Here is a 13,631-nt window from a genome sequence, read left to right on the forward strand (position 1 = left end):
TTACTTTTGCAATCCTTAAAAAATTAAGTAACTATTTAATAGGCGAAAAAACTATGTACTGGACTCTCGAACTTGCATCATATCTGGAAGATGCTCCTTGGCCAGCTACCAAAGACGAGCTGATTGACTTCGCAATAAGAACAGGAGCTCCGTTGGAAGTAGTTGAAAACCTACAAGAATTGGAAGATGATGGTCAGCCTTATGAAAGTATTGAGGAAATTTGGCCGGATTATCCGACCAAAGATGACTTCTTCTTTAATGAAGATGAATATTAAATGAGAAGCGGCGCCAACAGGTGCCGTTTTTTGTTTTTATGAATTCCGATATTCGCAACGGCATTGTTTTTTAATAGTAAAATCTACGTTTTGCAATTGATAAATTCACGTAATATTTTCCTAATATCACAAAAGGAATGTATATTAGTAACGTTATTATGAAAAGCTATTTAGACAAAACCGAATTGTTTTTTTCATAGTTAAGTATCTATCCGGGCCAATTGATGGAACTACGATTGCTTAAAGAGTTGGTCAGAAAAGGCGAGGGTGATCATGTGGAGTTCAAGTTGAAATCTAATCATCCAGAGAAAATTGTTCGCGAGTTAGTCGCTTTCGCCAATTCTGGCGGTGGAAAATTATTCGTCGGTGTTGGAGATGACCGGACGATCAAAGGAGTGAAAGATTCTGATGAAGATGAATACACACTCGTCAAAGCGATTAATACCTATTGTTTCCCAAAACTTGATTATCGTTTAGAAAAAATCCCCATTGATATGGAGCGGGAGGTTTTGGTTTTAACCATTCCGCGAAGTATGGATAAGCCGCACTATGTCGTGGATTCTTTGGGAATCAGAAAGGCATACGTACGCGTTGCGGATAAATCGATCCAGGCGAGTAAGGAAATGAGAGAAATTATGCGTCGCGGCCGGTTCAAACGGGATATTCGTTTTCAGTATGGCGATAAGGAAGAAAAATTAATGAAATTGCTCGACGAGAAAAAAACGGTAAATGTGGAATTGTTCGCAGCTACCGCAGGAATTTCGAGGAAGATCGCTTCGAATACGCTGGTTATGCTTGTGCTTGCAAATGTGCTGGAAGTGCATCCCCACGAAGTGCTGGATCAGTTCACCGTAGCGATGGCCTGAGAGACTTATAAATTAAACAAGCGGTCCATCGTTGTAGAAACTGCATGCGATGAACCGCTTGATAATATTTAGAATGGAAGATCGTCTGATTCGTCTTCTGTAAAAGTGGTTACGGGAGGCAAAGTGCTGTTGCTGCTTCCCGCGTTGTAAGAATTCCCGCCACCGTTTCCAGCGCCAGCCTTATCAATTTTCCATGCTTTTACTTCTGTATACCAGCGGCTGTTATATTCGCGGCTTTCAACATCAATCGATGCGGTTACAGCGTCATCAACCTTTAAGCCAGCTTGATCGATCTTATCACCCCACAATGAAATGCATACTTTTTTTGGATACTGTGAAGGGATTTCAAGAATGAATTCCTGTTTCCGCCATGTTCCATTTTTACCCTGACCAGATACCTCAGGGAGTAAAGCGATGACAGTTCCTGTTAATTCCATGGAAAAACGTTTTGTAAGTTTTGCTAAAAAATAGAGATCAAAAGTAATGCTTTTGGGCTTGGAATGCAAAAGAGAATCGTATTCTTAACCGATTGCCTGCTGCAAATCTGCGATCAGATCTTCCACATCTTCTATCCCGACGCTGAGGCGAATCAAGGTATCTTTCAGCCCGGTTTTCTCTCTTTCTTCCTTCGGGATGCTAGCGTGTGTCATGCTTGCAGGATGGGTGCAAAGCGATTCAACTCCTCCCAGGGATTCTCCGAGCGAAAATACTTTCAGGTTTTCCATCACCCTAACTGCCTGTGCATAATCATCACCTTTCAATTCAAAAGAAATAATACCGCCATACCCGCGCATCTGGCGGGAGGCCAGCTGGTGTCCATCGTGAGAAGGAAGTCCGGGATAATAAACCTTCCCAACCTTCGGATGGTCTTCAAGCCACAACGATACTACCTTTGCATTTTCACAATGGCGCTGCATCCGGATGTGTAAAGTTTTTATTCCCCTTAAAACGAGAAAACAATCCTGCGGACCAGGAACAGCGCCGCTTGCATTTTGAATAAATGCCAGTTGTTTTGCCAGTTCATCATCATTCACGATCAGCGCGCCCATCACAGTATCAGAATGTCCGCCCAAATATTTTGTAACCGAATGCATGACGATATCGGCACCCTGATCCAATGGATTTTGCAGGTAGGGCGAAGCAAATGTATTATCAACTACGCTCAGAATTCCTTTGCTTTTGCACAAACCGGTTACAGCTTCTATATCAATAATTTTCAGCAAAGGGTTTGTCGGCGTTTCAACCCAGATCATTTTTGTTTTTTCAGAAACTACTTTTTCAATTTCTGAGATTTTATTCATATCAACAAAATGAAAAACCAGACCAAAATGCTCATATATTTTTTTCATGATCCTGTATGTGCCGCCATAAATATCGTTGGTAGCAATAATTTCGTCACCTGGCTTAAATAATTTTAAAACGGCATCTGTCGCAGCTAAACCGGAAGCGTAACAAATGCCGTGTTTTCCATTTTCCAAAGCAGCCAGCGCATTTTGCAAAGCAGTTCGCGTGGGATTATGGGTGCGTGAATATTCATAACCCTTGTGCTTACCCGGACTTTCCTGAACGTAAGTTGAGGTTTGATAAATCGGCGTCATAATAGCGCCAGTGGTTGGGTCCGGCTCGATGCCCGCATGTATGGCTTTGGTAGCAAATTTCATCGGATATATTTTGTCCTGGACAGATTTCTGAAATGTAAAAAAAATCAAAGATAACCTTCTTAAAAAACCTTTTACAGAAAGAAGTCGTTAATTTGATATCTGAAATGTTTGTGTTGACTAAAAATATCTTCTTTTGGCAAATCCATTGGTAAAAAAACTTCCTTTACCCTTAGTTGTAAGCGTTTTACTCACTGTCGTTCCCTTGGTTACTACCTCATTGTTGACTGCCTGGGCGATCACAAATGAAGAAATTCTAAGAAATTGGTCGTTTGGAACCTGGACGCTCGTCACGATGGGTTTGACATTCACCTCCGCGATAGCCTTAACGCCGCCCACTTTTCTGGCACTTGTTTTCGGATACTTTCTGGGCTGGTATGCGGTACCATATTTGTTTTTTTTAAATATGGGCGCAATCGGGATCTTGTACGTTCTCGCAGATTTTTTCAATGCTGAATCGATTCGGGTTTACTTGGTTCAGATTTATCCACAGATTGAATCAATGATCAGGAAATTCAAAGCAAATCAGTTTCGGCTTATCTTTTTTGCAAAACTTTCACCCGTGCTTCCCTTCACCATTACGAATTTATTCTTCAATGTTGTCGGTGCGAGGTTGCCTCAGGTGCTCGCAGGCGGTACTTTGGGTATGATCCCGAGAACAGTCCTGGCTGTCTGGGCCGGGAGAGAAGCCCAGGAAATCCGTTATTTACTGGAACATCCGAATGAAGGTCTTGGAACAAAAATTCTGCTTCTGTCTCTTATCATCATTTCCTCAGTTGGTATCGGTTACCTGTTTAAGGACAAAGAACAATAGGGATATTGATATTACCGGAATATTAAAATTGTCGGTATGATAAGATCGTACAATAACAGGATATAAAAGAACATGAATCCATGCAGTTAATCCTGTTTATTTGCAGTTAAATTATACTTGGTAAAAAAGTAGAATGAAATCCTTGCCCCTCATTGATCTGATTATTGTCGTCGTCTATCTGGTTGGGATGGTCGCGGTGGGAGTATATTTTTCGCGAAAAAATACGACGGCTGATCAATTTACGAAGGCTTCGGGAAAAATCCCTGGCTGGGCAATTGGTATTTCCATTTACGCAACTTTTTTAAGCAGTAACACATTTCTCGGCGTACCGGGAAAGGCTTTCGGAAGCAACTGGAATTCTTTTGTTTTCAGCTTATCGATGCCACTTGCCGCCTGGGTTGCTACAAAATTCTTTATCCCATTTTATAGAAATACGGGTGCAGTATCTGCCTACACGCATTTAGAGCATCGCTTTGGACCCTGGGCAAGAACTTACGCCGTCGTTTGCTTTTTGTTGACACAGCTTGCGCGAATGGGTTCTATATTTTTTGGTATCGCACTAAGTTTACAGGCGCTGACCGGATATCCTATGGCTACGATTATGTTCGTAGTTGGAATTTGCATCGTACTTTACACGGTCATGGGCGGCATGGAAGCGGTTATCTGGACGGAAGTTGTTCAGGGAGTAATCAAAACTGCCGGTGCACTGATCATCTTGTATCTGGTTGTTTCGGGCATGGATGGGGGTGTCTCAAAAATTATTGATATCGGAAAAACGGGGGATAAATTTAGTCTGGGAAGTTTTGCGCCAGACTTTACACAGTCATCGTTTTGGGTTGTGCTTTTGTACGGTTTTTTCATGAACCTCAACAACTTCGGTATGGATCAGAACTATGTTCAGCGGTATCATACCACGACATCAATCAAAGAAGCAGCGGGTTCTGTATGGCTTTGCGTTTACTTGTACCTGCCGGTTTCCCTTATTTTTTTCATTCTCGGTTCATCCCTTTTTGCCTATTACCAAAGCAATCCGGAATTGTTAAATGCAGTCCAAATGCAGGTTGCTGGTGAGCGTTTGCCCAATGGCACACCTGAGGCGATTCGCACATTGGCTTCAACATTTACAGCGGCAGATATCGGTGACAAAGTAATGCCGCATTTTATGGTTACGAAAGTTCCCGTAGGTCTTTTAGGATTAATTATTGCAGCGATTATGTCCGCGGCGATGAGCACAATCAGTTCTGGAATGAATGCTTCGGCGACAGTTTTTATGGTTGACATTTATCAACGGTATATTAAAAAAGATATGTCGTCAAAACAATCCATGACATTATTGTACATCGCGACAACGGGTTTTGGGCTTTTAGGAATGATCACCGGTATTGCCATGATCGGTGTGAAGAGTGTTTTGGATGTGTGGTGGTTGTTATCCGGAATTTTTGCCGGAGGTATGCTGGGGTTATTCTTGTTGGGGATTATTTCAAGAAATACAAAAAATGCAGAAGCACTAACGGCGACTTTGATAGGTATTGCGGTCATTATCTGGATGACTTTTTCTGCAAAATTACCAGATGAATATGGATATCTGAGAAATCCGCTACACCAGAATATGGTGATGGTTGTCGGGACACTTTCCATTTTTCTTGGAGGTTTGCTGCTTACGAGATTAAAAGGAAAACCTATTGAAATTGAAAAGGAAATATTGGCCGATGGTCATGTTTAATAATTCATCCTTACTGAATGTTCGGGTAAGTAAGTGATTTTTTTAATCACAAATACTGAGGATAAACTAATTGATTCTGACAAAGTTTTTTACTTAAAATTTATAAAACCGGTATGACCGCGACTGCCACTTCTTTGCCGCAAGGATTTATTCCTGTGATGCTAACACCTTTTTTGGAAACGGGAGAAGTTGATTATGAGGGCTTAAAAACGCTCACAGAATTTTATTTATCTGCGGGTGCAGCAGGACTCTTTGCCAATTGCTTGTCGAGCGAAATGTTTGAATTAAGCGAGCAGGAAAGGATTTCTGTAACAAAAACAGTTGTAGATCAGGTAGCAGGAAGAGTGCCTGTAGTTGCAACAGGGACTTTTGGAGGAGCAATTTCAGAACAGGCAGAATTCGTAAAACGTATATATGCTACCGGCGTAGAAGCTGTCATTATTATATCTGGTTTAATAGCCGATGAGCATGATTCTGACGAGGTATTTTTGGAAAATGCAATGGAGTTAATATCCCTGACAAATGACATTCCACTAGGTTTTTATGAGTGTCCGGTTCCCTATAAAAGATTGGTTCCCAGCATTATTTTGGAAAAACTGGTAAAAACCGGACGCGTGATTTATCATAAAGATACATGTCTGGATTTGGATGAAGTTAAAAGAAGAATACAAGTGGCTGAAAATCATCAATTTGGCCTGTATGATGCCTATATGGTAAATGCTGTGGCATCATTAAAAGCCGGGGCAGCAGGACTTTCATGTATTCAAGGGAATATTTATCCGGAGCTTGTGGTTTGGATCTGCCAAAATTATAATAATCCTGAGCGGCAGGATGATGTTCAGAAAGTCCAGCAATTTTTTGTTGATTCAATGGATCTTGTACATTCTGTTTATCCGATCATCGCGAAATATAGTTTGCAAAAACGAGGTTTTCCTATATTGCTTTATACGAGGAGAGAAGTTGGGATTTTAAGTCAGGAATTGAAAATGGAGATGGATAATTTGCTGGTAGGAGTGGAAAAATTACAAACTGACTTGGGTATCCCCAGTAACTTTACCCAATATCTTATCAACAAAATTGATTAAAATGAAAGGGCTTCGCATCATACTATTTGTTGGTTTGGTAACACAAACCGCATTTTCGCAGAACACAAATTCTCTGGGAGTTAAACTGGCAGATATTCCTGCTGGTAGATTTTATATGGGCTCGGAAGGTGAAGGAGAGAATGCGGATGAAAATCCGGTACATCGGGTTGCCATATCAAAACCTTTTAAAATGTCGGTGACGGAAATTACGAATGCGCAGTTTGAAGCCTTTGATCCGTCACATAAAAAATTCAGAGGGAAGGACGGGTTTTCCAAAGAAGATGATGAAGCTGTTATCTTTGTCAGTTATCAGGATGCTGCTGCCTTTTGCGAATGGTTAAGTAAAAAAGAAGGGAAAAAATATCGGTTACCATCAGAGGCAGAGTGGGAATATGCATGCAGGGCCGGTACTGTTACTGATTTTTCCACAGGAAGATTTTTGTCCAAAGCGCATTTGAAAAGTCAGAAAACCGATCGCGAACCTGCTTCAGTTTCCTTGAAAGTAGGGCAGGCCGAAGCAAATAAGTTCGGGTTATACGACTTGCATGGAAATGTAGAGGAATGGTGTCTGGATTGGTATGGTACCTACGCGGCGGGTGAACAGAAAGATCCGGTTGGAAGAATTTCTGGTTTATACCGTGTGACAAGAGGTGGCAGCCATGGAACGCCATTGACTTATCTGCGGTCTTCGAACCGAATGGCGATGATTCCGGAAGACAAACATTTTCAGCTGGGTTTCAGAATTGTTGAAGGAGAGCTTCCCGTGACAAAACCACTTCCAGCAGAGCCAGCTACTTTTGTTCATCAAAATATTTCCCAAAAACCTTTTTCATGGAAAAAAGTGTCGGATTCTAAACCGATTCTCATGGAACCGATAAGGTATGTAAACAAGCCTGAATGTGCTGATGAAGTGCCATATTTCCAACATAACCATTGTCCGGCGATTACCTGGTGTCCCAATGGCGATCTGCTGGCTGCCTGGTTTTCTACCGATCAGGAGTCAGGACGGGAAATGACAATTCTGGCAAGTCGCGTGCGAGTTGGTAAGCAAAAGTGGGATAGGCCTTCCGAGTTTTTCAAGGTACCGGACAGGAATATGACCGGCACTTCCCTTTTTGATGATGGGAAAGGCACTTTGTATCACATGAATGGCGTGGAAACTGACGGAGATTGGAAAAATCTGGCGATGGTTTTACGCACCAGCAAAGACAATGGCGCCACCTGGTCTGTTCCCTCGCTGGCTGATCCCGAGCACCAGGTTCGGAATCAGGTGATCGCGGGTATGAGCCAGACCAGGGAAGGTTGGCTGATTCAGGCGGGAGATGCTGATCCTGGACCGGTGGGAGGCACGGCGGTTCATATCAGTAAGGACGGCGGGAAAACGTGGATAAATCCGTATCCAGAAAAACAAACTCATGATTTCAAAGAGGGGAAATCAGGAGGATTGATAGCCGGAATTCATGCTGGCGTGGTGCAATTGAAAGATGGAAGTTTGTTCGCTTTGGGTAGAAATAATAATATAGAAGCGCAGGAAGGCTCAGGTTTCAAAATGCCTGCGAGTATTTCAGGAGATATGGGAAAAACCTGGACTTATTCTGCTTCGGAATTTCCACCGATCGCTGGCGGACAGCGGCTGATTTTATATCGACTTAATGAGGGCCCGCTGCTGGTGATCTCATTCACGCATCATCCGGAAGAAACGGATGAGAAAAAAATCGGAATGATTTTTAAAGACACGAAAGGAAAAACTTACAAAGGATATGGCATGTACGCGGCGCTGTCCTATGATGAAGGAAAAACCTGGCCGGTAAAGAAATTATTAACAGATAAAAAAGAAAGATATCTGAACGGCGGTGCATGGACAGGCGCGTTCGAAATGAATGAAAATAATGCGGAACCGAGAGGATATCTGGCACTGACACAGTCACCCGATAATCTTATCCATCTGATAAGCAGCAGTATACATTATCGTTTCAACCTGAACTGGTTAGTGACTGATTAAGTTTAAGATATTTTAAATCCTAAAGCTATGAACTTTCCTAATGAACAAATCCTTTTTCGCGTAAGTCAGGGAGATGAAGTAGCATTTTCTCAGTTGCGTACGCATTTCCAGTCTCCGGCGCTGAAATTTTGCAAGACTTTACTGAAAGATGATCAGGAAGCTGAAAATATTACGAAAGATGTATTTGCCAAGATCTGGGACAGTCGGGTTCAGATAAAGCCAGAAGTTAGTTTTCAAACTTATCTGTTTGTTAACCTTCGGAATCAAATTTTTGAACAGTTTCAGAAGTTTGAAAAGGATCAGATACTGAGACAACAATATTTGGATAAAGTTGTCTGATATTCTACGATCTTGTCAAAAACAATTTGATCATTATTTCGGAGAAAAGATTTAGATCCTTTGATGGATAGAAAGGACAGGTTTGGTGCTTACTTTATTTGAAAACGACTCATGCAAGAAAGTATAAGTCAAGACTCGATAGTAAAGCGATGAAGCCACACTTTCATAAAGTTCCTATAAAATCTCAAAACTCATTCAGCATCCGGCATGAGCGGGAATCCAGCTTTGGAACGGTCTGGCATTATCATCCGGAATTGGAATTGCATTATCTGATTAAGGGAACCGGCGTCCGTTTCATTGGAGATAACATCAGCAATTTTTCTGACGGCGAATTGATTCTTTTAGGCGAAAATCTTCCACATACCTGGCGTATGGAAGGCGGAGCCGATAATGCTGCTGTTGAAGTGATTATCATTCATTTTTTACCGGATTGCCTGGGTGGAGATTTATTGACACTGCCGGAAGCTTATCTGATTCCCAAACTTTATGAAAAGGCGAAAAAGGGATTGGTTATTAAAGGAGAGGCCAGAGAAAAGATCACTGCATTGATGCGGTCAACTGTTCAGGCGGAAAACCTTGACAGATTAATTTCTTTACTTACCATTCTGAAAATTCTTTCAGAAACAAATGAAACAGAGACAATTACCTCAGCACACGCCTTTTACAAATCCAATGATTCGGAAACGTTGCGTTTGAATAAAGTATATGCCTATACTTTATCAAATTATAAAAATCCGATCACATTACAAGATGTGGCCGCTATCGCCAATCTCGGTGTGACTTCTTTCTGTCGGTATTTTAAATTAATGACCAAAAAAACATATAATGATTTTCTTGTGGAAATCAGGATCAGCCACGCCTGCCGCTTTTTGATTGAGGATAGTATGACGATCGAAGTGATATGTTTTGAATGTGGGTTTAACAATGTCTCAAATTTCTATCGCCATTTCAAAAATGTGACAGATATGACACCTTTGGAATATAAAAGGAAGTATTTATTTAAGGTAAAAAAGGAAGGAGGGAAAGTTGCTGAAAGTGTGAATAGGTTTTGATAAAAGAAAACAGCATCAGAAAAACAGAAGTTTCTTATCTGCCTTTTTTAATGCTGTTTACAAAAATATACTTTACTGTCACAGTCTGACTGCCGGGGCGGCCCCGCCGAAAGCCGACTGCCGAAGTCATCAATTATCGTGATTTTTCATCCATTCATCCATAGAGAATTTTCCTGAACCTATAATGGTAAATGTCAAAACCAATAGAAGTGTGATCATGGATAACCATAATTCTGAATTGAAATAAGAAAAACCAGCTCGGATATTTACGAAGAAAACGGCTGCAATAAGAATAGGAATCTGAAAAATCGCTGCTGTTCTTGTAAGGCAGCCAAGTGCTATCAGAAATCCGCCGAAAATATGAGCAAACGCGACGTAATGTACAGCCATCACAGAATACAAATGAAAATCCATATTACTGATCAGGTGTGAAAGCCGCGCCGTATCGCTTATGAAGCTTATGCCTTTTACAAAAAGTAAGACACCCAAGCCGATACGCACAACGTCCATCCACGCAGGGTGATGTGTATCGCCCCAGCGTTCAATTCGGTTTATCATTTCCATAACTCTCAGAATGTTTTGGTTTTCAGAAAGTTATAAAATTACCGACATGATGTCAATAGATAAATTATCTTTTTAATTTGAATAGTGCAGTTTTGGCAGTATGTCTTTATTGCAGTTAATGCTCTATCAGCGAGGTGTGTTTGGTATCTTTCATGGTAATGTAAACAGTAAGGGAAACGAAGATACAGGCCGTTACATACCAGTAATAATAATTTTCATGACCTGCATTTTTGAACCAAAGCGCCAAATATTCAGCTGTTCCGCCAAAAATAGCAACGGTCAACGAATAGGGTAAGCCGACTCCCAAAGCCCGTACTTCGACAGGAAATAATTCTGCTTTTACGACTGCATTGATTGAAGTATAACCGCTTACAATGATCAGCGCAGCCATTAGTAAGCCAAAAGCTCCCCACATGGTCGTTGTATGGCTTAGTGTTGTAAGTAGTGGAATTGTACAAATTGTTCCCAAAACGCCAAAGCCGATAAGCAGCGGTCTTCTTCCAACGCGGTCACTTAAAGCACCGAAAACGGGTTGTAATAATGCAAAAATCAATAATGAGAAAAAAGTTAACGTCGTGGATTGCCCTTTGGATAATCCCACAGTATTAACCAGAAACTTCTGCATATAGGTGGTGTAAGTATAAAACGCGAGCGTCCCGCCCAAGGTAAGTCCGACAACGACGGCGAGCGCCCTGGGATGTTTCATTAATTCTTGCAACGACCCTTCTTTCTTCTCCGAAGACGCACTTTTATTCTGAAAAGCGTCTGTTTCGTGTAAATTGCTGCGCAGATAAAGTGCGATTAACGATAAAATAGCACCAATGACAAACGGGATACGCCAGCCCCATTCGTGCATTTGCTGATCAGTAAGGAATATTCTTTGCAGGATTAATTGTAAACCCAGTGCTATTAATTGTCCGCCAATCAAAGTTACATATTGAAAACTGGAATAGAATCCGCGTCTCTCTTTGGTAGCTACTTCACTTAAATAAGTGGCTGAGGTCCCATATTCTCCGCCTACACTGAGACCTTGCAATAACCTGGCAATTAATAATAAAATGGGTGCTGCAATTCCTATCGTTTCATATCCCGGCAAAAATGCAATTAGTAATGAGCCGAAAGACATCAGTAAAACGGATAAAGTCATAGACTCTTTTCGGCCCTTTGTATCTGCAATTTTTACCAAACAAATATCCGCCAATAGGTCGCATCAAAAATCCAACGGCAAAAATTCCGGCAGTATTGATTAATTGTACGGTTGGATTTGAATCCGGGAAAAAACTTCCTGCGAAATAAAGAGAAAAAGCAGAATAGGCATACCAGTCATACCATTCGACAAGGTTACCAATGGAGCCGCCCATGATGGCTTTGAGCCGCCAGTTTGTATCATTTTTATGCGGAAGCGTTTTGGAAGTATTCGTTTTAATCATTTACATTAAGGATTTGCAGGAGAAAAGGAGTCCTTTAAAGATAGAAGATTTTATGGAGAGGTTAAGCGGGGAGGAGGAAAATGTTACTATCACGTCGAAGTCGGGTCTAATCCGAGGATTTTACTACTTTTTAAAACTGATATTTTCTATTTTTACCTACACACCACATAAAGCTCTCCTTAAATGAAAAATTTTATCACATTGGTTTTACTAGGCTCTGGTTTATTCTCCTGTGCTTCGGTGAAAGTTCAGAAATTAACCACCAATCACCCAAAACCACGAAATTGTGAAGTAGAGGTTTTTAATAATGAAAGTGAGGTAAAAAGAAAGTTTGAAGTAGTTTGTGTGCTTGATAGCAAAACCGGAAACTCCATCTGGAATAAACGAACAGCCGAAGCAGCCATAGAAAATGCTAAAAACAAAGCCTGTGAATGCGGCGCAGATGCGATTGTAGTAACATCTTCGGGACGGACAAAGCTTAAATTTTATTCTTATCGGAGAGGGATTGCTAATTTGAAGGGAGTTAAGTATTTGTGAGGTTTGATCAAATCAAATCCTTAATAATACCGGAAGCCTTCTCGACCAAATTCCCATGCCCAGCAGCAAGCAAAAAATATTGTTCTTCCGGGAGAAGCGCAGACAGTTTCTTTACATCCTTTGCCTTCAATAACTTATCATGTTTTCCGATAAACAAATAAATCTTGGTACTATTAAGTTTTTTGTAAATCATAGGAACATCAAATTTCAACATCCGGAAAGCCAGCCAGGAGCGGTAAATGGTTTCCTGTCGTTTTGGATCGGAGAGCATGAACTGTGTAAAACGGATCAGGCTTTTGTGAATAAGTCCTAACTTTTCAAACAAATTGGCTGACTTTATTAAGATATCCGGATTTTGAATTACCCAATGAAAAAGTTTCCGGGTCGGCCGGAAGCGGGAAGCCAATGTATAAACCGGATGTTCTGAAACTCCGTCTGGTGCAATTAAAAATGCATTATCGGTTTTTTCGGAAAAGGCCTCCAAAGTTGCCAGGGCAAATCTTCCACCCATACTGAAGGCAGCGATATCAAAACGGGCAATTTTATTTTCTTCTAAAAAATCAGAAATCAGTTTTTTCCAAGATATTTTGGTAATAATATCCTGATCGGAAAAATCACCATTTCCATGAATACCCTTACTTTGCCCATGGAAAAATAGGTCGAAAGCGTAGATTGTATAGTGATCTCCCAAAAGTTGAGAAAAGGATTCAAAACAAGATAAGCCGGTTTGGCCAATGCCGTGGAAGGCGAGAAGGATTTTAGGGCCGTGACCTAGTTTATGATAATGAAGAATTTTTATATCACTCATAAGCGTCTCTTCGATGCCTGACACCGGAAACTTCAACAATCCTTACAACGTCGTCAACTGAATATAGTACACGAAAATTTCCGATTCGAATTCTATAAATATTTTGAGTTGAGGTTAATTTTTTACAACCCGGTGGGCGCGGATCGTCAGCTAATAATTGGATTGCAGGAATAATTCTTTGAACTTCTATTTTTTGAAGTTTACGAATTTCTCTTTGAGCAGAGCTTGAAATAGTTACCTCGTAAATTTTAGGCATCGAATTTTCCTTCTGCCTTTAATTCCTGAACAAAAAGATCAAAAGACATGGAACCTTCTGATTTCCTTTCTTCAACAAGGAGTGCATCCAGTACATCTTCAACAATCTGTCCGTGTTCTTCCATAGAAATAATAAGATCCGTCTTTTGACCTTTTTCATTGGTAATAAATCGAATACCAGTCATAGCTTTTTTTTATAAATATAAAAAAACCTCCGAACAAA

Annotated in this window: 17 protein-coding genes; 9 read left to right on the forward strand and 8 right to left on the reverse strand. The window is 40.8% G+C overall.

Translation table 11 applies throughout. The annotated features are described in order from the left end of the window. Positions 1-53: 53 nt before the first annotated feature. The gene (locus tag L0657_RS18160) at positions 54-275 is read left to right on the forward strand and encodes a DUF2795 domain-containing protein (RefSeq protein ID WP_013927448.1); all 222 of its coding nucleotides are present in this window, start codon (positions 54-56) and stop codon (positions 273-275) included. A gap of 224 nt (positions 276-499) precedes the next feature. Further along, a complete protein-coding gene (locus L0657_RS18165) occupies positions 500-1,141 on the forward strand; it encodes a helix-turn-helix domain-containing protein (RefSeq protein ID WP_235152177.1) in 642 nt (213 codons plus the stop codon). A gap of 68 nt (positions 1,142-1,209) precedes the next feature. On the opposite strand, the gene L0657_RS18170 is transcribed toward L0657_RS18165, so the two are convergent. Together L0657_RS18170 and L0657_RS18175 are read right to left on the reverse strand one after the other, a co-directional pair. Continuing rightward, complete coding sequence (locus L0657_RS18170; RefSeq protein ID WP_235152178.1) at positions 1,210-1,578, reverse strand: DUF3127 domain-containing protein; 369 nt, start codon at positions 1,576-1,578, stop codon at positions 1,210-1,212. An 84-nt stretch (positions 1,579-1,662) separates the two neighbouring features. Continuing rightward, positions 1,663-2,811, reverse strand: coding sequence for a cystathionine gamma-synthase (locus L0657_RS18175; protein ID WP_310588294.1), 1,149 nt, complete (start codon positions 2,809-2,811; stop codon positions 1,663-1,665). Positions 2,812-2,935: 124 nt separating this feature from the next. Between L0657_RS18175 and L0657_RS18180 the strand changes: the two genes are divergently transcribed. The 6 genes from L0657_RS18180 to L0657_RS18205 all read left to right on the forward strand — a co-directional run bounded on the left by L0657_RS18180 (position 2,936) and on the right by L0657_RS18205 (position 9,814). Continuing rightward, positions 2,936-3,613: a TVP38/TMEM64 family protein gene (locus tag L0657_RS18180; RefSeq protein ID WP_235152181.1), complete on the forward strand. Its 678-nt coding sequence runs from the start codon at positions 2,936-2,938 to the stop codon at positions 3,611-3,613. 133 nt (positions 3,614-3,746) lie between these two features. Beyond that, complete coding sequence (locus tag L0657_RS18185) at positions 3,747-5,336, forward strand: sodium:solute symporter (RefSeq protein WP_235152182.1); 1,590 nt, start codon at positions 3,747-3,749, stop codon at positions 5,334-5,336. A gap of 113 nt (positions 5,337-5,449) precedes the next feature. After that, positions 5,450-6,421, forward strand: coding sequence for a dihydrodipicolinate synthase family protein (locus tag L0657_RS18190; protein ID WP_235152183.1), 972 nt, complete (start codon positions 5,450-5,452; stop codon positions 6,419-6,421). A gap of 1 nt (position 6,422) precedes the next feature. Beyond that, positions 6,423-8,423 (forward strand): SUMF1/EgtB/PvdO family nonheme iron enzyme, encoded by a 2,001-nt coding sequence (locus L0657_RS18195; protein ID WP_235152184.1) that lies wholly within the window; start codon positions 6,423-6,425, stop codon positions 8,421-8,423. Positions 8,424-8,450: 27 nt separating this feature from the next. Further along, positions 8,451-8,762 carry an RNA polymerase sigma factor gene (locus L0657_RS18200; protein WP_235152185.1) on the forward strand — a complete coding sequence of 104 codons (312 nt, stop codon included), beginning with the start codon at positions 8,451-8,453 and terminating at the stop codon, positions 8,760-8,762. Positions 8,763-8,911: 149 nt separating this feature from the next. Then, positions 8,912-9,814 carry an AraC family transcriptional regulator gene (locus L0657_RS18205; RefSeq protein WP_235152186.1) on the forward strand — a complete coding sequence of 301 codons (903 nt, stop codon included), beginning with the start codon at positions 8,912-8,914 and terminating at the stop codon, positions 9,812-9,814. Positions 9,815-9,943: 129 nt separating this feature from the next. Here L0657_RS18205 and L0657_RS18210 read toward each other — a convergent pair whose 3' ends face one another. From L0657_RS18210 to L0657_RS18220, 3 genes are all read right to left on the reverse strand, one after another. Continuing rightward, positions 9,944-10,378, reverse strand: coding sequence for a DoxX family protein (locus L0657_RS18210; protein WP_235152187.1), 435 nt, complete (start codon positions 10,376-10,378; stop codon positions 9,944-9,946). 115 nt (positions 10,379-10,493) lie between these two features. After that, entirely contained in the window at positions 10,494-11,525 is a 1,032-nt protein-coding gene (locus tag L0657_RS18215; RefSeq protein WP_235152188.1) for an MFS transporter, read from the reverse strand. Continuing rightward, positions 11,461-11,808 (reverse strand): hypothetical protein, encoded by a 348-nt coding sequence (locus L0657_RS18220; protein WP_235152189.1) that lies wholly within the window; start codon positions 11,806-11,808, stop codon positions 11,461-11,463. Before L0657_RS18220 ends, L0657_RS18215 begins: the two co-directional genes overlap by 65 nt. Before the next feature lie 183 nt (positions 11,809-11,991). Here L0657_RS18220 and L0657_RS18225 point away from each other — a divergent pair, with 183 nt between their 5' ends. Next, complete coding sequence (locus L0657_RS18225; RefSeq protein WP_235152190.1) at positions 11,992-12,345, forward strand: hypothetical protein; 354 nt, start codon at positions 11,992-11,994, stop codon at positions 12,343-12,345. A gap of 7 nt (positions 12,346-12,352) precedes the next feature. Here L0657_RS18225 and L0657_RS18230 read toward each other — a convergent pair whose 3' ends face one another. Genes L0657_RS18230 through L0657_RS18240 form a run of 3 tightly spaced genes read right to left on the reverse strand, consistent with a single transcriptional unit; the run spans position 12,353 to position 13,593 of the window. Further along, the gene (locus L0657_RS18230) at positions 12,353-13,153 is read right to left on the reverse strand and encodes an alpha/beta fold hydrolase (protein ID WP_235152191.1); all 801 of its coding nucleotides are present in this window, start codon (positions 13,151-13,153) and stop codon (positions 12,353-12,355) included. Continuing rightward, positions 13,146-13,409 carry a type II toxin-antitoxin system RelE/ParE family toxin gene (locus L0657_RS18235; RefSeq protein ID WP_235152192.1) on the reverse strand — a complete coding sequence of 88 codons (264 nt, stop codon included), beginning with the start codon at positions 13,407-13,409 and terminating at the stop codon, positions 13,146-13,148. The genes L0657_RS18230 and L0657_RS18235 overlap by 8 nt, the downstream gene beginning before the upstream one ends. Then, positions 13,402-13,593: a hypothetical protein gene (locus L0657_RS18240; RefSeq protein WP_235152193.1), complete on the reverse strand. Its 192-nt coding sequence runs from the start codon at positions 13,591-13,593 to the stop codon at positions 13,402-13,404. Before L0657_RS18240 ends, L0657_RS18235 begins: the two co-directional genes overlap by 8 nt. Positions 13,594-13,631 lie beyond the last annotated feature (38 nt).

Origin of the sequence: Dyadobacter sp. CY345 (assembly GCF_021502725.1) — a bacterium.
Lineage (GTDB): Bacteria > Bacteroidota > Bacteroidia > Cytophagales > Spirosomataceae > Dyadobacter.

What these genes read in the sequence shown, in the direction of transcription:
- L0657_RS18160 (WP_013927448.1), top strand. Translation starts at nt 54, where the DNA reads ATGTACTGGACTCTCGAACTTGCATCATATCTGGAAGATGCTCCTTGG.
- L0657_RS18165 (WP_235152177.1), top strand. Translation starts at nt 500, where the DNA reads ATGGAACTACGATTGCTTAAAGAGTTGGTCAGAAAAGGCGAGGGTGAT.
- L0657_RS18170 (WP_235152178.1), bottom strand. Translation starts at nt 1,578, where the DNA reads ATGGAATTAACAGGAACTGTCATCGCTTTACTCCCTGAGGTATCTGGT.
- L0657_RS18185 (WP_235152182.1), top strand. Translation starts at nt 3,747, where the DNA reads ATGAAATCCTTGCCCCTCATTGATCTGATTATTGTCGTCGTCTATCTG.
- L0657_RS18190 (WP_235152183.1), top strand. Translation starts at nt 5,450, where the DNA reads ATGACCGCGACTGCCACTTCTTTGCCGCAAGGATTTATTCCTGTGATG.
- L0657_RS18195 (WP_235152184.1), top strand. Translation starts at nt 6,423, where the DNA reads ATGAAAGGGCTTCGCATCATACTATTTGTTGGTTTGGTAACACAAACC.
- L0657_RS18200 (WP_235152185.1), top strand. Translation starts at nt 8,451, where the DNA reads ATGAACTTTCCTAATGAACAAATCCTTTTTCGCGTAAGTCAGGGAGAT.
- L0657_RS18205 (WP_235152186.1), top strand. Translation starts at nt 8,912, where the DNA reads ATGAAGCCACACTTTCATAAAGTTCCTATAAAATCTCAAAACTCATTC.
- L0657_RS18210 (WP_235152187.1), bottom strand. Translation starts at nt 10,378, where the DNA reads ATGGAAATGATAAACCGAATTGAACGCTGGGGCGATACACATCACCCT.
- L0657_RS18215 (WP_235152188.1), bottom strand. Translation starts at nt 11,525, where the DNA reads ATGACTTTATCCGTTTTACTGATGTCTTTCGGCTCATTACTAATTGCA.
- L0657_RS18220 (WP_235152189.1), bottom strand. Translation starts at nt 11,808, where the DNA reads ATGATTAAAACGAATACTTCCAAAACGCTTCCGCATAAAAATGATACA.
- L0657_RS18225 (WP_235152190.1), top strand. Translation starts at nt 11,992, where the DNA reads ATGAAAAATTTTATCACATTGGTTTTACTAGGCTCTGGTTTATTCTCC.
- L0657_RS18230 (WP_235152191.1), bottom strand. Translation starts at nt 13,153, where the DNA reads ATGAGTGATATAAAAATTCTTCATTATCATAAACTAGGTCACGGCCCT.
- L0657_RS18235 (WP_235152192.1), bottom strand. Translation starts at nt 13,409, where the DNA reads ATGCCTAAAATTTACGAGGTAACTATTTCAAGCTCTGCTCAAAGAGAA.
- L0657_RS18240 (WP_235152193.1), bottom strand. Translation starts at nt 13,593, where the DNA reads ATGACTGGTATTCGATTTATTACCAATGAAAAAGGTCAAAAGACGGAT.